The sequence below is a fragment of the Rhizobium sp. PL01 genome, assembly GCF_033447125.1.
GTDB lineage: Bacteria > Pseudomonadota > Alphaproteobacteria > Rhizobiales > Rhizobiaceae > Pararhizobium.
In genome coordinates, this window is record NZ_JAWQUM010000004.1 from 461,905 (window position 1) to 479,621 (window position 17,717).

Below are 17,717 nucleotides of genomic sequence, written 5' to 3' on the forward strand. Positions count from 1 at the left end.
CATCATGATTATGAGCCGGGTGTTCCGTATGAACCTCGGTGGATGCAACAGGAAGCTTCTGGCTGTGCGCCTTGCCGACTTCGCAGATGACGAGGGCCGGGGCATCTATCCGGGTGTCGCGCGCCTTGCTGCGGAGACTGAGCTGTCTGAGCGGACCATCCAGCGCATCCTTCGCGACTTCGTTGAGGACGGCATCCTGATGGTCGTGAAGGAGGCCAGCGGGCGTCCGGGACAAACAACCCGCTACGACTTCGACCTGGCCACCTTGTTCTCCTATGTGGCTACCCCAACGGGTGACAGCGTGTCACCCGTTGGTACTGCGAGAGGGGTGACAAACGAGACGGAGACGGGTGACACCGACGACAGAGACGGGTGTCACGGTGTCACCCGAACCGTAATAGAACCATTAGTAGAACCATTATCTGAGAGAGATGCGCGTGAAGGTGTGAGGGAAGGCGAAGAGGGGCAGACGGCCGAACAGGCCGAAAGCCCTGCTGCGATCGAACGTGCTTTCCGAAAGTTCTTCTTTGGTTGGAAAACCAGCATCTCCGACAGCGAGATCGATGCTCGCAAGGAATGGTTTTCTCTGCCTACGTCTGATCGTACCGATGCCTTCGACAGATCTGCGGACTACCAGGAGCAGGCGCTGACGACCGGTCGCAAGTATCTTTGCTCGGCAGCGAAGTACCTACGGGAGCGGCGCTGGACGAAGCTTGCAGCACCCAAGCGCGCTGAAGACGGGCCTGTGCCATCCAAGCCCTTCAGCCGTCCCTGGTGCGCACTGAGGCTGGTGGAACTGCTGAAGCCAATGGCGAACCTCCCAGCCTTTCCGCCGTTTGTTCGCAAGATGATCGAGGACGGTAGGCTGGATGCAGAGGCCCAGCAGCGAGACCGGATTGCGCAGCATGGGTGGCCGGCTGTCAATGAGCTGCACGCGCGAGCTTCGAATTTCCCACCGAAGGGATCTCTGGTGCCACCAGACGTGGCAGCGATCGCCGATGGCTTCACCGGCATCAAGGTCGGCGGGAGTGTCTACGAGGCTTGGCGACGGTTGCACGAGGCGCGGCAATGGCCGTTTCTCCCCAATCCCGGCAAGCTTGAGTACGTGCAGTTTCCGGCAATTCCTGATGGATCGCCGGATGATATCGACGAAGCCGTGGCGGCGGCACTCAACGCTTTCGAGCGGTCAGCAAGGGGAGTGCGAGGCGATGAACATGCAGCATAAGGGAAAGTTCACGGGCGTCCGTCTCAGCGGGGATCTCAGCCTATTCGGCTCTAATCGCGGCGGGCAGGAGAAGGTGATTCTGATTGATCACCTTGCCTGCGCGCGACTGCGAATCGGTGGCGATGAGGGACTGGATGCTCCTTGGTTTTGCCTTCAGGTGAAATCAGGTTGCGAATATCGTGTGGAAAGTCGCCTTCGTGACTGTGGAATTGAAGCCTCTGTACCCTCTGAAAAATTCGCTTTTGTGAAGAATGGCCGGATAATTGAGGATCAAAACCGACCATTCTTCCGCGGTTATGTCCTGGTCCGATGCATGTATTCGGTGGAGGCGATGATGGGCTTACGCAATGTCATCGATGTTGTTAGTATCGTTGGTGGCGCCCGATATCCATGGCGAGTACCCGGAAAATTCGTTCAGCGCTTCAATGCGATGATTGAGGACGGATCGCTCGACAGGCTGCCTGCCGATAGGTCCATCACGGCAGGTGATCGGGTGAAGATCAAGTGTGGTCCATTCGAGGGATTTGACGCTCGCGTGCTTCAGGTGACCAAAGCCCGCAAGGCTCGATGCACGGTCGCCATTCGTCTATACGGGAGGGAGACGGAGATCGAGATGCCTCTTGCGCATGTCGATAAACTGTGAGTACAAATCCTCCCAACGGACGATCCGATGTTCGTGGTACGCCTTCAACGCAAGCGTTGTGGATCTCTTCGGGAAGCTGAAGACAAAGAGGGAAACCCTCAGGCACATACCGGTCGGACCCCTCTTGAAGGCCTCAGATTGAGAGACCGATTCAAGCCTGAAGCGAGAGCTATGATTGAATGACTGAGGCGGCCGAGAGGTCGCCTTTCGCGTTCTTAGAGTATGAAGCGCGCAAAACAGTTTCGCCCCGTTGGTGCGCCGACACGGCAGGAACAGAAACGCGAGGCCGATCGATGGCGCGGCAATGCTGCCGATCGCGGATACAACCATCGTTGGTCCAAGGCTCGTGATACCTTTGTTGCCCGCAACCCATTGTGCATCGGTTGTCTGGCCATGGGTAGGTCAATAGCGGCAACGGTGGTTGATCACGTTGATCCTCACCATGGCGATCCTGAAAAGTTCTGGGATACCACCATGTGGCAGCCATGCTGCAAGTGGCATCATGACAGCGTGAAGCAACAGCTTGAACGGCTCTATGCTTCCGGTCGAGTGCCCCTAAGTGAGCTTTGGCTGAACAGCAAAACAGCTGTCCGGGTCGCAACCGAAAGCGGAAAAACGGGCGCCTGAAGGTGCCCCAGGGGGGTGGTCTGGAAATCCAGCGCTGCAGCTTCCTGACCGGCGGCCTCACACGTCAAAACGGGGCGCGCTATTTTCGCCGATAACTTTTTTTCTGGACAGGAAAACCATGGGACGGCGGAAGGATGACCCGCTGCTTCAGGCGGCAAAGGGTTTTCCCGGTCGCCGGCAGAGCAAGGTCGAAAGCGAAATCGAGAGCGCGGCAGCGGCAGCGGAAGCACAACCGGCCACCGTCGCAGATCCGTATCCGGTTCCGGACGTATTCGCTCGGGCTCCGGCCTATTGGAAAGAGGCTATCAAGGTCTGGCAAGAACAGGCCGAAGTGCTGCGAGCTGCTGGCCGTCGCCGCCCTGGTTATCGCCGCACGCTGACCCGCTATTGCATCTGGTCACAGTTCTATGTGTCGGCGGCGGAGCAGCTGCGCCGCGATCTGCCGAAAGGTGGCGCATCCATCAAGGTGAAGAAGGGCGACGGCGAGACCGTCATTCGCACGCATCCGAATATCGAGTTCATGGCCAAGGCGGAGACGGCACTGCGCCTGCTCGATGCTGAATTCGGCTTCACACCGGTACGCGATCAGGACTTGGTGCGCGTCGAATCCTTCAACGCTGGACAAGGCAAGTTACCGCTTGGCGGTGCGCATCCGGCTTCGCAGCCATCACGCGCCCGTTCTGCCGATCCGATGGACCTGATGAACGCTACAGACAGCCAGCCGCCCGCCATGCGGCCGAACTGAGGCGAGAATGTCAGCCCCTTATCCGCTGGCCTTGCCCTATCCGGACTGGCTTGCTGCTGTTGCGGACGATCCCTCCTACGAGTGGGCCGTGTCGGGATGGAACAGGGCCGCAGCGGTTGAGGATGCTTGGTTCGACTACGCCAAGGCTGACAAAGTCGTCGAGCGTTGGCCGGAAATCTTCCGGCTCACCAACGATCGGTTCAAGGGTGTTCCGTTTCGCCTGGTGAAGTGGCAGGAAATCGGCGTCCGTCTGATGGTCGGCTGGAAAAAGCCGATCGAGGTCATTGACCCCGCGACCCATCGGCCAAGCGTCGAGCACGTTCGGGTTTTCCGCCGCCTTGATTTGTGGATTCCCCGTAAGAACGGGAAGTCCGAATTTCTAGCGGCGGTCGCGGTGCTGTTCTTCGTACTGGAGAAGGTAAACGGCGCCGAGGCCTATGTGTTCGGGCGCAACGAGGATCAGGGCCGCGTCCCTTTCGGCAAAATGCAGGACATCATCCGTGAGGCTGATGGCCTGATGGAGGATGCGCAGGGCAATGAGCGCATTTCCCTGCACGACAAGAGCATCTTCCTTCGTGAAACCACCTCGCTTTGCCAGCTTCTAACGGGGGCACCAGACGGGAAACACGGCCGGTCACCCACTGTTATCGTCGGCGACGAGATCCACGAATGGAAAACCCGCGATCTCGCCGACACCTTGCGGCAAGGCACGGGCGCCAGGCTGCAGCCGGTCGAGCTTTACGCATCGACTGCCGGACGCAAGCAGAACCGGACAGGCTTCGAGTGGTTCGAAGAGTCGATGGCGATCATGCGCGGCGATCTCGACGATCCAACGACGCTGGTCATCTTCTTCGGCATTGGCGAGGACGACGACTGGACCGACGAGGCAATATGGCGGAAGGCAAACCCCAGCCTCGGTCTGACACCAACACTCGATTACCTGCGTACCGAGTACAAGAAAGCCAAGGGACGGCCAGCGCAGGAAGCCATCTTCCAATGCTACCACCTTAATCGGTGGGTCGATCAGCTTTCGGGATGGATACCACGGGCTAAATGGCAGGCTTGCACGGCTGACGCCACATCGTGGAAACGGTTGTGGGACGAACACAAGGGCCGGAAAGCCTTTCTGGCCTGTGACGTGTCATCCACGCGAGACCTGACAGCATTGGTGGTTGTCCTTCCGCCTGACGACGTGCACGAAAAGTGGGTGTTGATACCCGTTTTCTGGGTGCCGGAAGACACGCTCGACGAACGCGCAGAACAGGATCGGCGCGTAAACTGGCGCAAGTGGGTTGATGATGCAGCACTGCTGACCACCCCGGGCGATGCGGTCGACCAGACTTTCGTACAATCGATGATCAAAGATGCTTGCGCCAACTTCGAGGTGCAGGCCTTCGGCTTTGATCCGTGGAATGCGCGCAAGTTGGCCGGTGACCTACAGCATGACGGCATGGACGCTGAGCTGCAGGTTGAAATGCGGCAAGGTCACCAAACCCTCGCAGGGCCGACAAAGGAATTCGAGCGGCTGGTTTTCGCCGGCAAGGTAGAGCACGGCGGCCATCCCGTTCTAGCGTGGATGGCCGGGCACTGCTCGGTACGGTTCGACGTGAACCTCAACTACGTGCCGGACAAACAGAACTCGCTCGATAAGATCGACGGCATGGTGGCGGCGGTGATGGGCATTGGCCTTGCCATTGCCGGTGAAGAAGTGGTCCCGACATCTCCCTGGGACGATCCAACATTCAGTTTGGCGGCGGCATGAAAATCTTCGGTTATCAGCTGGGCGGCGAGAAGCGTTCCGGCTCCATCGAGAACCCCACGGTGCCCGTGAGCGCAGAGAACTTCATGCAGTTCTTCGGCGTACAGTCGGGAAACCTGCCTTCTGTAACGATCGACAGCGCTTTGCGGGTGCCAGCGATTGCAGCGGCTGTTTCTTTTCTGTCGGGCAGTCTGGCGAACCTTCCACTTCACGCTTTCAAGCCAAAGGGTGACGGATCGGAACGCATCAAGGGCGGCATCCAGAAACTCTTGAACGAGGCGCCTAACCCCGAGTGGACTAGCTTCGGATGGCGGAAATACTTCTGGCAGCAGGTGTTTACCGGCGGTCGTGGCGTTTCATGGATCGAGCGCAACGGCGCGACAACGGCTGCCATATGGCCGATGGACCCATCGACGACTGTCGTCAAAAGGGTGAACGGTCGCCGGATCTATGTCTTTGACGGCAAGTCAGAATACCCGGCTTCGGATGTGATCGACGTTCCATTCCTTCTCAAGAAGGATCAGATTTCGGTTTACAGCCCCATAATGCTTGGCTCCAAAGCCATCAGCCTTGCGCTCGCAATGGGCGATTATGCGGGTGGATTTTTTGCCGGGGGCGGTGTCCCACCACTGGCTCTCAGTGGCCCACTGCCTGCGGGCGCGGATGCAATCAAACGGGCACAGTCCGATATCCGGCGTTCCATTGATTCGGCGAAGAGCAACGACGAAGCGATCTTCCCGATACCGCCAGGTTACAAACTTGAGGCGGTCGGGTTCGACCCACAGAAGGGGCAGATGACGGAGGCACGTCGCTTCCAGATCGAGGAGGCAGGCCGCATCTACAGTCTGCCGCCGGTATTCCTGCAGGATTACACCCACGGCGTTAAGGCGAACGTCGAGCAGCAGGACTTGCACCTTGTAAAGCATGTGATCTCTCAATGGGCGAAGGCGCTTGAGGAAGAACTCAATCTCAAGGTCTTCGGCCCTCGCAGCAATGGCCGTTATGCCGAACACAATCTCGATGCTCTGATGCGCGGTGACTTCAAAACGCGAATGGATGCACTGTCCCGTGCGGTGAATAGCGCCCTCCGGACGCCAAACGAGGCGCGCAATCTTGAGAATCTGCCTGCGATGCCGAACGGAGACACTCTGTACATCCAGGGGGCCACAGTGCCGCTAGGTTCGCAGCCGCTTCTACAGGCGCCGCCGACTGGCAAAGAAAACGACAAAGGCAACGAAAACGGAGACGGCAATGACAGCGAAGCTTGAGGCTGAAAAGCGGTCTCTGGTCAAACCCGTCGAGACACGGGCGGATGGTGGCAAGACCACCGTCAGTGGATATGCGGCTATCTTCGGTGACGAGGCAAATATTGGCGGCTGGTTTACCGAAGTCATTGCGCGCGGCGCTTTTGCCAAGACGCTGCTGACTGCCGATGTGCGGGCCTACTTCGCGCATGACACCGGCCGTATTCTCGGCCGTGTTTCGGCGGGAACCTTGCGGCTCAAGGAAGATGAAAAAGGTCTGGCCGTCGAGATTGACCTGCCGGACACGTCTGACGGCCGCGACGTGCGCACCTTGATCGATCGCGGTGACATAACCGGCATGTCTTTCGGATTCCTCGTTCTCCACCAAGAGTGGGATGAAACGATCGATCCGCCCAAACGCACCGTTCTTGAGATTGAACTGCGGGAAGTATCGATCGTTTCGGAGCCCGCCTACGACGGCACCAGCATTGCGCTGCGATCTCTCGACGAGGTTCGCAAGGAAAAGCGCCAACAGAATTTCAATGCGGCGGCCACCCGGCTGCGGCTGAAGACGAACCTGGACCTTCGTGTCCGGAGTAAAGCGTAGGCCTCGCGCCTAAGCCCAATTCCCTTCAAACCATGGAAAGGAATGACCGATGGCAAATCGGATCAAGGAACTGCGCGAGAAGCAGGCGACACTCGTCACCGAAGCTCGCGAACGTCTGGACCAGATTACCGGTGTGACCGACGAAACACGTGCCAAGGAACTGGAAACCCAGCACGACGCGGCGATGGCCGAACATGACCGCATCGACAAGTTGATCGAGCGTGAAGAAAATCTTGCGAAGCTCGAACAGCGCCAGGAAGAACAGCGCGCTCGCCAGCGTCCGACCGGCCGCGACACCCAAACCCCTGGTGAAGATGATGGCGACGGCAAGCTTGGCTATCGTGAAGTCTTTCACAAGTTCCTGTCGCACGGCGCCGATCCATCGGAGCTGGAGCCTGAAGAACGGGCGATCCTGCGCGCTGGCACTGCTGCCAAGGCGGAATTCCGCGCCCAGTCTGTTGGCACGACCACGGCCGGCGGTTTCACCGTTCCGACCGAACTCGCAAATGAAATCGTGAAAACGATGAAAGCATGGGGGCCGATGTATGATGAAGACATCTGCACCGTACTGAACACCGCGAGTGGCAATCCGATCAAGTTGCCGACCGTTGACGATACCGGTGTGCCTGCCGTGAAGCATACCGAAAATACGCCACTGACCGATGACGGCGGTTCCGACGCCACCTTCGGCCAGAAAAGCCTCGACGCCTACGTTTACGATACCGAGTTCGTGCGCTTCTCGATGGAATTGGCGCAGGATTCGATCTTTAATATGGAAGCACTGCTCGGTGCGCTCCTGGGCGAGCGTCTCGCTCGCATTGCCAACAAGGAACTGACGACCGGCGACGGCGCCGGCGATCCGAACGGCGTTGTGACTGCTTCCAGTCTGGGCAAAACCGCTGCGGCGACTGCGGCTATTACCGGCGACGAGATCATCGACCTGCTGCATTCTGTGAATTCGGCTTATCGCCGCTCTCCGAAGGCACGTTTCATGTTCGCTGACACCACACTTGCCGCCATCCGCAAGCTCAAGGATGGTCAGGGCAACTATCTCTGGGCCATGGGCGATATCAAGACCAATCAGCCGGGCACACTGCTTGGTTACCCCTACAGCATCAATGACGACATGGACGCACTCGCCGCAGCCAAGAAGATCATGATCTTCGGTGACCTGTCGAAATACTTCGTTCGCAAGGTCGGCGCACCGGTTATCGGCGTGTTGCGCGAACGTTTTTGGCCTGACCTCGGCATCGCCGGTTTGATCCGCTTCGACGGTGAGCTGGGCGATACCGCTGCTGTCAAGCATCTTATCACCGCTGCTTCGTAAGAGCATTGGCTTGAACCGGTGGGCGGCATCAATGCCGCCCGCTTCTCAAACCAATGGAGACAGCCATGAAAATCAAGATGCTTGAAAGTATGGCCGGTCAGGATTTTTCCCTGTCCTCGGGGGATATCACAGACCGGTTTTCGAACAAGGAAGCCGGACGGTTCATCAAACTCGGCATCGCAGAGAAGGCGCCGGATGAGCCGGTGAAAAAGCCTGAAACCTCGAAAGAGTGGGATGCAGAGCGGATGCAAATCCTTGACGAGAACGCGGGCTTGCTCGCCGCCAACGAGGCACTGAAGGCTCGAGAAGCTGATTTGTTGATGCAGATCGACCAGCTGTCGGCCTTCAAGTCTTCTGTCGTTTCGGCTCTTGGCGTTGAGCCTGCCGGGCAGGAAACCGCCGTCAAGGCTCGGGCTCCGGAACAGCGCTGACCATGTGGTATTCCCCAAAAACGACCACGGCTGTCACTGCCGAACCAATCACTTTGGCGCAGGCCAAGGCGCAGGTGCGCGTCGAAGGGGCTGACGAAGATACGCTGATCGGACGGCTAATCACGGCCGCTCGGGATCACGTCGAGAACGTATGCGGGCAGTATTTTGCGCCGCGAACAATCGAAACCTATTGCGACGGATTTTGTGACTTCGCCCGGCTCGAAGTTGTCCCGGTGACATCTATCACCGCAATTGATTACTCGGACACGGCGGGTTCGGCACAAGTCGTAGACGATACCATCTATGAACTAAGGGCAGATGGCCTCGATGCGTCGATCGCCCTGAAATCGGGGAACGTCTGGCCGGCCATTTTGCCCGGTTCTCGGATCAAAGTGACTGCTGTGGTCGGTAGCAGCGAAGTGCCGGCGAGTGTCGTGCATGCCATGATGCTTTTGATCGGCGCCTGGTTTGAAAACCGCGAGCAGACTGCCATCGTCGGGCGTTCGATCGTTGCTGAATTGCCTCAGAGCGTCGCCGTCGATGCACTGTTGATCAATCACCGTCGAGGCACCTGATGCGCGCGGGAAAGCTTGATCGGAGGGTCACGATACGGCGGATGACCGGGACCGTTGCCAACGAATTCAACGAGGTCGTCGAGGTTTGGGCTGACGTTGCTACCGTTTGGGCGCAGCAAAGGCCGAATAGGGGTAGTGAGCGCTTTGCTGCGGAACAGCAGGCAGGAACAGCGGTTATGACGTTTCATATCCGCCACCGCTCTGATGTCACGGTAATGGACAGACTGGTCTACGAGGGGCGGACCTATGAGATAGTTGCTCCACCTCGGGAAATCGGGCGTCGCGTTGTCACAGAAATCGATGCAATTGCGAGAGCAGACTGATGGCGCGCGGTGGTTTCACGGTGAAGGTCGAAGGCTTGGCTGATCTGGAGCGAGCGTTGCAGGAGCTGCCGAAGGCGAATGCTAAGGCTGTCCTGCGACGAACGATGAAACAGGCCGGGGAGCCCGTCGCAAAGACTGCACGTGCACTGGTTCCGAAAGAGCATGGCTATCTGGCTGAGAGCATTGATGTCAGCCCAAAACTCTCCAGCCGGCAGAGCAAGCTTCATACGAAAGAATCGCCTGTCGAAATGTTTATAGGTCCTGGTCCAGATCCGGCCGCGCATCTGCAGGAATTCGGAACCGGCCCCGGCCACCAGGCGCAGCCATTTCTTCGGCCGGCATGGGATCAGCATCAGGCCGAAGTCCTCGACACGATCGCAAACATGACGTGGGTCGAGATCGAAAAAGCCGCCGCCCGTTTGGCGAAGAAAGCTGCGAGGCGCAGGTAAGTGGAAGAAGCTCTTGTTGCCATCCTGCTGAAATCGGCGGGACTGACTGCGCTTGTCTCGACGCGCATCCATTTGGGCCGTGCACCTCAGGGTGCGCCTGCACCGTATATTGTGCTGCAGGTGATCAGCGCCAATCCTGATTACACCATGCAGGGATCGTCCGGATACCGGCCAAGCCGGGTCCAGGCCGATGCCTATAGCCCGACCTACACGGGCGCCAAAAAAGTTTCACGAGCTGTGACATCAGCGCTTTCGGGGCGCAGGACCGGCCAGATCCAGACCATCTTTCTCGATGGCGAAAGAGACCTTCCCGCTGCGGACGCAGGCGAGGTGACCAACCTGTTCCGCGTGTCGCTTGACTTCATGATCCACCATTCATCGTAGGAGACCACAATGTCTGAAACAGGCACCTCCATTGGCTACGGCCATGTTCTCGAAATCGCGCTTGCCAGTACCCCGACCGATTTCACCTATATCAAAGAGGTGTACGACGCGACGCCGCCGGCCGACAGCGACGACCAGGTAGACGCGACCCACATGCAGTCGCCGAACCGCCGCCGCGAATACATTCCCGGCCTCACTGATTCCGGCGAAGCGGCCTATGAAATGAACTATGTGCCAGGTTCGGTGACGGACAAGTTCCTGCGCTCGATCCGGGGCAAGCTCCTGGTCATTCGCCAGACCTTTGCCAACGGCGTCCAGATCATTTTCAACGGTTCGCGGCAGGGCTACGAAACGGCAATCCCTCTCGATGACAAGATGACGGCGACGCTCACCTTGAAGGTCTCCGGCGATCCCTACATGACCGACCCGACCGCGCCACGAAATCTGATCCTTCCAGCCATCACCGGCGTGCCGAAGGTCGGTGTTCCGCTGACGGCTACCGCTGGCGACTGGGCTGGTGCAACCACGATCACCTATCAGTGGGAAGCGGACGGCGTCGTCATTGCCGGTGCAACCGGTGAAAGCTTCGTGCCGCTCGTTGGTAATGTCGGCGATGTCATTACCGTTGTAGTGACGGCGACCAACAGCAGCTTCAGCACGACAGCCGAAAGCGCCGGCACTGCTGTTGTCGCGGCTGCGTAAGGAGAGACCACATTGGCAAACCAAAACCGTGGTCAGGTTGCCCTCAAGGCTGGCAATCTGGACTACATGCTGTCCTATTCCGTCAATAGCCTTTGCGAGCTGGAAGATGAACTCGAACTGCCGATCGCATCCATTGTCACGACTATGCAGACGCCGGACAAACTCCGGATGAAGTTCGTCAGGGCGCTGGTCTGGGCTGGTCTCCAGGATCACCACGACGATGTGTCGATCAAGGATGCTGGTCTGATCATTGGGGATGCAGGCTTTCAGTCTTCGATGGAGGCCGTCCGCGAAGCATTCAAGCTGGCGTTTCCAGATGCTCCGAAGGGTGCGAAGGCCAAGGCAAACCCTCCGAAGGCGAGGGCCTGAAACCTCTCGACTTACTCAAGGCCTGGGTCGAAGCGGGGCAAGAGCCGTCGCAATTCTGGCGGCTCACCTATCGCGAAATCGGCATCATCCTTGAAGGCGCCCGTAACCGGATCATCCGGGGGCAGAACGACCAGATGTCGCTCGCCTGGCACATCGAAGCTCTTCACCGTTCCAAGAAACTACCAAGGCTGAAAGAGATGCTGCGGCGTTCACCCACCGCAGTGAAGAAAGAGCATGACTGGAAAAGTCAGTTCGCGGCGTTTTCGGCATGGGCCGGATCATTCAAAAAAGACACGAAGGGGTAGGTTATGGCTTCTGCCGTTATTGGCAGCCTTCGGGTTGTTCTCGGTATTGATACCGGAATCTTCGACAAAGAGATGGCCAATCTCTCGAAAAGCCTCAAGGGCATGGGAAAGACCATGCAGGGCGTCGGCCAAAGCATGTCGGCGTATCTCACAGCGCCGATCCTCGGCTTTGGTGCCTTGACGGTCAAGACGGCTGGCGATTTCGAGGCGGCGATGAACCGGGTCGGTGCGGCGACCGGATCGACCGGTACCGAGTTCGAAGCACTGGAAACGCTGGCGCGGGATCTTGGTCGCACCACCACCAAGTCGGCGTCGGAAGCTGCCGACATGCTGGAGATGCTGGCCAAGAACGGTCTGAATGCGGGGCAGATCCTTGGTGGGGCTGCAGAGGCTGCTATCAAGCTTTCGGAAGCGACCGGTGGCGACCTGTCGAAATCCGCCGATGTGGCGACCAACATCATGGCACAGTTTGGTAAGGAGGCCAAAGACCTCGGTCCGATCGTGGACCAGATCACGGGCGTGACGCTGCAGTCGCAGTTCGGATTTGAAGAATACGCACAGGCCATCGGGCAAGCGGGCGGCGTCGCCGGATCGCTGGGCGTCACGCTGACGGATTTCAACGCATCAATTGCGGCGACTTCGGACGTATTTAATTCCGGATCGGATGCCGGCACGTCGTTCAAGACGTTCCTTCTTCGGTTGGTTCCGGCGTCGGATGGCGCAGCTGCTGCAATGGAAAAGCTTGGATTGGAGTTTTTCGACGCCGCCGGCAAGATGAAATCCATGCCTGCCATCGCGCAGGAATTAAAAGACGGACTGGCAGGTCTCAGCGATGAGGCGAAGAACGACGCTCTCAACACTATCTTCGGGACCGACGCGCTGCGCACTGCCGTTGCGCTTGGCAATGAAGGTGCAGCGGGTATCGATGCGATGGTGGAAGCCATCAATAAGAAGGGCATTGCCGACGAGCAGGCGGCTGCGCGAATGAAAGGTTTCAACGGTGAGTTGGAGAAACTCTCTGGCGCCTTCGACGAATTGAAGCTGGCGATTGCCGACAGCGGCCTCCTCGAAACCATCACCTCGCTCGTGACAAAGATTGCCGAGTGGGTGACCGCGCTTGCTGCAACCAACCCAGAAATCCTTAAATGGGGCACGATCGTCGCCGGTCTGGTTGCGATCATCGGTCCTGTTGTTCTTGTCGTCGGCACCCTGGTTACAGCGATCGCGGCGATCGGCGTTCCCATCGCCGCGGCTGTCGCTGGATTTGCGGCGGTTACGGCCGCTGTCATTGCATTCTGGCCAGAGATCAAGCGGGCGGCCGAGATATTTGTTCTGCTTAACCAGGCATTTCTTCAGGCGGGCGCCGGGCTGCTGGACTCGTTGGTCGCGAAATTCAATGAGGTCACTGCCAGGATCGGCCAGTTCGCAGAGGCGATCGTTGCTATTTTTATGGCAGTGCCGGCACAAATGATTGCAGTCGGCGGTCAGATTATCGACGGGCTCTGGCAGGGTATCCAGGCGAAGTGGGAAAGCCTGAAGGCAAACGTCACCGGGATTGCCTCAAGCATTAAAGACAGCTTTACCGGGTTCTTCGACATCCATTCGCCATCTCGCGTCATGCATGAGGTCGGCACCAATATCATGCAGGGTCTCGGAAACGGGATGGAAGGCATGAAGGGAACGGTTGTTGCCACCGCGACATCCACAGCTGGGGCAGTTTCTAACTCCTTTCAGGAAGCGGGGAATTCGGCGAGCAGTGTTTTCTCTGGTCTCGGATCGTCGATTGCAGGTCTGATCGACGGCACCAAGGAATGGTCCAGTGTTCTATCCGACGTGGTTGGCAAGCTGGCAGATATCGCGCTCCAACAACTATCCGCCGGATTTGGCGGCGGTAGCGGCGGCGGCGGTGGTTTCGGCGGCTTTTTCTCCGGCCTTCTTGGCGGCCTGCTCGGTTTCGCCAGTGGCGGCACGATCATGCCGGGCGGGACCGGTGGCATCGACAGCCAGGTGGTCGCCTTCCGAAAGTCACCAAACGAGCGCGTCGATATCTCCAAGCCGGGACAGACGATATCCAACGGCGGCGAGGCGCAAAGGATTTGGGTTGGTATTGACCCCAACAACGGCAATGTCACGCAATACGTCGATACCCGGATTGACCAGGCTTCGCCGAAGATAGTCGGGGCTGCGGTCCAGCAATCGACCCAGCGGGTCATGCCAACAGTCGCACATCACCAGACCGCCAAAGCCGGCGGCGACTACAGGAACTCGTGATGACGGATATTCTGGTCTGGCCGCACGATCTGCTTATCCCGGCGGAGTGCCGTCCCAATCTCGTGCCGTTTACGCGCACCGGTGGTCGCTCGCTTGGCGGGGTGAAGCCATCGGTTCGCACGGATGTCGGTTTCTGGAACGTCGATTATGCCGGTATTCTGCTCCACAACCGCGCGCAGCTGCGCACATGGGAGGCCATCAAGGATATCCTTGGCGGCTCGGCCGGACGGATCGCGGTTCCGGTCTGGACCTACCGGACCGCGCCAAATGTGAGCGGTGATGGGGTCAGCTACGAGGCCGCGCCAGCAGTGCCGCATGACGACGACACAAGTTTTTCAGACGGCAGTTTGTATGAGCAATCTTCAATCTCCATCGTGACCGAAGGCGCCGTTGCGATTGGCGCAACGACGATCACGCTGCGGATTATCGATGCTGGCGAGGATCTCTCCGGAGTATTTTTCAGTTACGAGCATGCGCTCTATCGCACAGGCCAAGTCATCGAGGTGGATGGTGATGTCTGGACTATGCGTATTAGCCCGAGCATCGTGGCTCCTATTCCAGACGGCGCTGATCTTGAGTTCGATCTACCGACGTGTCTGTGCAATCTGGACGACGATCGCGGCATGGACAATGGTTTCAACATCGATGGCAATGAGCGGATCGGTGTCGCGTTCGTTCAGGACACGCAATACTGGAACCTTCTTGCGATTGGGGCTGAACCATAATGGCCCTGAAATCGCTTCGCGTTCTTTGTCAGGTGGACCTGCCGTCCGACACGCTGCGCTGGTATGACGGCTCCGGTGGTCCCTTCGTCGACAGCGATGGGCAGATCTATCGCTCATGCGTTCTGACGGAAGATGCGCTTGACCAGATCGAACTGGCCATCAATGCCGAAGCCTTCACGCTCTCGCTGGTGATCTCCGGTATCGATGGGCCAACCTCTGACGGGATCTGGCTCGACTATCAGGCCGGGACGATTAAGGGCTCTCGCTTCCGGTTGATGATCCAGAAATGCGATCAGTACGAGCAGCCGATTGGCGCGCCGACCATCAAGTTTACCGGCAAGATTGATAATCTTATCTTTGGTGATGCTGCATCGGATACAGAGATCCGCTCGATCATCACCGTCGAAGTGACAAACCGCTTCACGCTGCGCAAGCAATCGAACGGTGGCGTTCTCTCTGACACAAACCAGAAGGCGCGGTCGGCTGTCCTAAACCCCTCTGCTCCGCCTGACAGGTTCGCCGAGCGGATTATTATCTATCTCAACAAAGCCATCCGCTGGCCGCGCTGGTGATGCACGAACAATGGGAATCGTTCTCAGCCTCTTATGGTGAGAAGCCATGGGAGCCCGGAAAGGTGGATTGCTGTCTGTTTCTGGCAGCCTGGGCAATCTGGCTCGGACATCGTGATCCTGCCCAGCATCTGCGAGGCGTCTATGGGGATGAGGCGGGTTTTCGCGGCATCATAGAGACAGCCGGCAGCGTGACGGCGGTCGTCGAGCGTTGTGCTTTGTCCATCAATGCCAAGCGCCTGCAACGCCCATTGTGCGGCAGCATCGGCGTCATTGGCAGTGCATCCAATATTCACCGACAGTTCGGCGCCATCCATGACGGGGAGGGCTGGAATGTCCGCTTCATCCGTGGGGTTCATCGCATGATCGCCACGCCACTCGCTATCTGGAGCATCTGATGCCGGGTCTCGAAACCCTCGCGTTGATTATATCATCGCTAGCTACCACGACATTCGCCGCCAACGCGCTCTACCTGGGCACTTATGCATTGGCGATCGGCGGGCTGGCTTATGCTCAGATGGCGCTGAGCACCGATCAACCAGCGGTGCCAAAGGCGGATGATGGCACGTTCAATCTGAAGCAGAACGTTCCGTCGCTTGCCTATGCACTCGGCTGGTCCAAGAAAGGAGGCGATTATGTCTTTCTCGAAGAAAAAGACGGAAGCGCGTACCACGTCATCGTTCCTGCGGCGCATGAGATTTCCGCGTTTATCCAGCACTACCTGCACGACGAGAAGGTAACACTAAGCTTGACCGGTGTTGTGACGGCGCCGGCGCATTTTAATGCTCCTGGCTATGAAGTGGTCACGATTCTCGAGCGGACAGGCCTGCCCTCCGAAACTGCCTATGCGAACATTATAGCGACCTTTCCTGAAATTTGGTCCAGCGATCATCGCGGCGATGGGCTCGCGTCGGTGATGATGAAGTGCCTGGGCACGGACCAGAAAGGCTATATGCGGATCTACCCGAACCAGATGCCGCAATGGTCTGCGGTGATCGCCGGGGCAAAGCTATATGACCCTCGCAATGGGTTGACTACGTTCAGCCGCAACCTTGCTCGTATGCGGTTGTGGCATCTGACCCACCCTGTTGGTGGAAAGCTTGCCCTAAGCGATATGTACTTGCCGGATTTCGCACACGCGGCTGACGTCTGCGACCAGACCGTGATCAACCGGGACGGGGGCAGCGAGGCCCGATACTATGGCGGGTTCTGGTTTAGGGCCGGCAATGACCCGACCGAGGTTGGCCGGATCATGGACCAGGCGGCCGAGCTGGTGATCTACGAGCGGCCGGACGGGCTGGTTGGGTGTCATGCCGGGGAGTTCGTCGAGCCGGATATTACCCTCACGCTTAATGACGTCATCAGTTTTCAACTGGACGGAAACACCCGTGATACCTCGAATGTGCTGGCCGTCCTCGGTCGCTACGTCCGGCTCGATCTTGACTACAATCTTGCCGACGCAGCGATCTATGGTGATCCCTATGCCGATGGCGACAATACCGAGCGCACCAAGACGATCGATAATAACGCGGTGCAATCACATAACCATGTTCAGCGCTTGCAGAAGATCGCTTTCATTCGGGCCAACGCTCCCCGCGTTTCCATCAAAGCTCACTACGAACCGGCTGAGAACGTGCCGTATCGGCGCTTTGTGCGCGTCAATATTCCTCCGAAGCTGGACAGCGTTATTGTCGAGATCACCGAGACACCCAAGCTGTCGCTGCGAAACCTGACGATCGACTTTGCCGGCATCATCGTTCCGGCAGATCTCTACGGGTTCGACGCGCCCACCGAAGAGGGGGAACCTGGGAACGATGTCATCCTTGTGGAAAACGGTGGGGTTCCTGCGCCCATTGGCTTCGATGTCGAAATTCAGTCAAAGCTCGTCGGGGGTGGGACCAAGGCGGCCTTTGCGCTGGCTTCTTGGGATCACGTCGATAGTACGCTGACATACGAATTCTCTTGGCAGCCCACGGATGAAAGCGAGCCGCCGCGCTCAATCAATTCAGAGCCCGGGGATGACGAAGTCCAGTCCGGTTATCTTGAAGATGGCGTTGCTTATCGCTTTCGCCTGCGGGCTTGGGGGGGCGGCACTGATTCCGCTTGGACGGATTACGAGGTCCGGACGGCAACGGCCGATACCGTCGCGCCTGGCGTCGTCACCGGAGCTGGTCTGACGGGTGGTGTCGGGCAGGTGAGTTTCGCATGGGCCTCACCTAACAGTGCAAACTATTTCGGCGCACGGCTTTATATTAACACCGTCAATACTTTCGGGACGGCCTCGCTGGTTGGAACGGAATATGGGTCGCCCGCAGCGCTCGATGCCCGCACGATCAGTGGACTGACTGCTGGCACGAAATACGGTTTCATCCAGGCTATCAACGGGTCCGGCGTTCCGGCTTCGGCGGTCGCCGCCGGGTCTGCTGTTGTCAGCTGA

The 17,717-nt window shown here is 58.3% G+C and carries 21 protein-coding genes; all 21 read left to right on the top strand.

Translation table 11 applies throughout. From position 1 onward, the window contains the following. Positions 1-4: 4 nt before the first annotated feature. The 21 genes from R6X40_RS12790 to R6X40_RS12885 all read left to right on the top strand — a co-directional run bounded on the left by R6X40_RS12790 (position 5) and on the right by R6X40_RS12885 (position 17,717). The gene (locus R6X40_RS12790; protein ID WP_318414226.1) at positions 5-1,225 is read left to right on the top strand and encodes a helix-turn-helix domain-containing protein; all 1,221 of its coding nucleotides are present in this window, start codon (positions 5-7) and stop codon (positions 1,223-1,225) included. Then, positions 1,209-1,868 (top strand): transcription termination/antitermination protein NusG, encoded by a 660-nt coding sequence (nusG, locus tag R6X40_RS12795; RefSeq protein ID WP_318414068.1) that lies wholly within the window; start codon positions 1,209-1,211, stop codon positions 1,866-1,868. The genes R6X40_RS12790 and nusG overlap by 17 nt, the downstream gene beginning before the upstream one ends. 222 nt (positions 1,869-2,090) lie before the next feature. Continuing rightward, a complete protein-coding gene (locus R6X40_RS12800) occupies positions 2,091-2,495 on the top strand; it encodes an HNH endonuclease (protein ID WP_318414070.1) in 405 nt (134 codons plus the stop codon). 118 nt (positions 2,496-2,613) lie between these two features. Next, on the top strand, positions 2,614-3,240 hold the full coding sequence (locus R6X40_RS12805) for a P27 family phage terminase small subunit (protein WP_318414071.1): 627 nt from the start codon (positions 2,614-2,616) through the stop codon (positions 3,238-3,240). A 7-nt stretch (positions 3,241-3,247) separates the two neighbouring features. Next, positions 3,248-5,002 carry a terminase large subunit gene (locus R6X40_RS12810; protein WP_318414072.1) on the top strand — a complete coding sequence of 585 codons (1,755 nt, stop codon included), beginning with the start codon at positions 3,248-3,250 and terminating at the stop codon, positions 5,000-5,002. Beyond that, complete coding sequence (locus R6X40_RS12815) at positions 4,999-6,267, top strand: phage portal protein (protein WP_318414074.1); 1,269 nt, start codon at positions 4,999-5,001, stop codon at positions 6,265-6,267. Before R6X40_RS12810 ends, R6X40_RS12815 begins: the two co-directional genes overlap by 4 nt. Beyond that, positions 6,251-6,850, top strand: a complete 600-nt coding sequence (locus R6X40_RS12820; RefSeq protein ID WP_318414075.1) for an HK97 family phage prohead protease — start codon at positions 6,251-6,253, stop codon at positions 6,848-6,850. The genes R6X40_RS12815 and R6X40_RS12820 overlap by 17 nt, the downstream gene beginning before the upstream one ends. A gap of 49 nt (positions 6,851-6,899) precedes the next feature. Beyond that, on the top strand, positions 6,900-8,177 hold the full coding sequence (locus R6X40_RS12825) for a phage major capsid protein (RefSeq protein WP_318414077.1): 1,278 nt from the start codon (positions 6,900-6,902) through the stop codon (positions 8,175-8,177). A gap of 65 nt (positions 8,178-8,242) precedes the next feature. Then, positions 8,243-8,608, top strand: coding sequence for a hypothetical protein (locus tag R6X40_RS12830; protein ID WP_318414078.1), 366 nt, complete (start codon positions 8,243-8,245; stop codon positions 8,606-8,608). 2 nt (positions 8,609-8,610) lie between these two features. Beyond that, a complete protein-coding gene (locus R6X40_RS12835) occupies positions 8,611-9,183 on the top strand; it encodes a head-tail connector protein (RefSeq protein WP_318414080.1) in 573 nt (190 codons plus the stop codon). Further along, positions 9,183-9,506 (top strand): phage head closure protein, encoded by a 324-nt coding sequence (locus R6X40_RS31600; protein ID WP_412178370.1) that lies wholly within the window; start codon positions 9,183-9,185, stop codon positions 9,504-9,506. The genes R6X40_RS12835 and R6X40_RS31600 overlap by 1 nt, the downstream gene beginning before the upstream one ends. Further along, positions 9,506-9,955, top strand: a complete 450-nt coding sequence (locus tag R6X40_RS12840; RefSeq protein ID WP_318414082.1) for an HK97-gp10 family putative phage morphogenesis protein — start codon at positions 9,506-9,508, stop codon at positions 9,953-9,955. Before R6X40_RS31600 ends, R6X40_RS12840 begins: the two co-directional genes overlap by 1 nt. After that, positions 9,956-10,339: a DUF3168 domain-containing protein gene (locus R6X40_RS12845; protein ID WP_318414084.1), complete on the top strand. Its 384-nt coding sequence runs from the start codon at positions 9,956-9,958 to the stop codon at positions 10,337-10,339. It abuts the gene before it with no gap. A gap of 9 nt (positions 10,340-10,348) precedes the next feature. Further along, positions 10,349-11,041: a phage tail tube protein gene (locus R6X40_RS12850; RefSeq protein ID WP_318414086.1), complete on the top strand. Its 693-nt coding sequence runs from the start codon at positions 10,349-10,351 to the stop codon at positions 11,039-11,041. Between the two features lie 12 nt (positions 11,042-11,053). Further along, positions 11,054-11,410, top strand: coding sequence for a hypothetical protein (locus tag R6X40_RS12855; protein ID WP_318414088.1), 357 nt, complete (start codon positions 11,054-11,056; stop codon positions 11,408-11,410). Positions 11,411-11,544: 134 nt separating this feature from the next. After that, complete coding sequence (locus R6X40_RS12860; protein ID WP_318414089.1) at positions 11,545-11,715, top strand: hypothetical protein; 171 nt, start codon at positions 11,545-11,547, stop codon at positions 11,713-11,715. Positions 11,716-11,718: 3 nt separating this feature from the next. Continuing rightward, entirely contained in the window at positions 11,719-13,986 is a 2,268-nt protein-coding gene (locus tag R6X40_RS12865; protein ID WP_318414091.1) for a phage tail tape measure protein, read from the top strand. Beyond that, positions 13,986-14,711: a hypothetical protein gene (locus R6X40_RS12870; protein ID WP_318414092.1), complete on the top strand. Its 726-nt coding sequence runs from the start codon at positions 13,986-13,988 to the stop codon at positions 14,709-14,711. The genes R6X40_RS12865 and R6X40_RS12870 overlap by 1 nt, the downstream gene beginning before the upstream one ends. After that, positions 14,711-15,283: a hypothetical protein gene (locus tag R6X40_RS12875; RefSeq protein ID WP_318414094.1), complete on the top strand. Its 573-nt coding sequence runs from the start codon at positions 14,711-14,713 to the stop codon at positions 15,281-15,283. Before R6X40_RS12870 ends, R6X40_RS12875 begins: the two co-directional genes overlap by 1 nt. Continuing rightward, positions 15,283-15,678 (top strand): DUF6950 family protein, encoded by a 396-nt coding sequence (locus R6X40_RS12880; RefSeq protein ID WP_412178376.1) that lies wholly within the window; start codon positions 15,283-15,285, stop codon positions 15,676-15,678. The genes R6X40_RS12875 and R6X40_RS12880 overlap by 1 nt, the downstream gene beginning before the upstream one ends. Next, a complete protein-coding gene (locus tag R6X40_RS12885; protein WP_318414098.1) occupies positions 15,678-17,717 on the top strand; it encodes a hypothetical protein in 2,040 nt (679 codons plus the stop codon). Before R6X40_RS12880 ends, R6X40_RS12885 begins: the two co-directional genes overlap by 1 nt.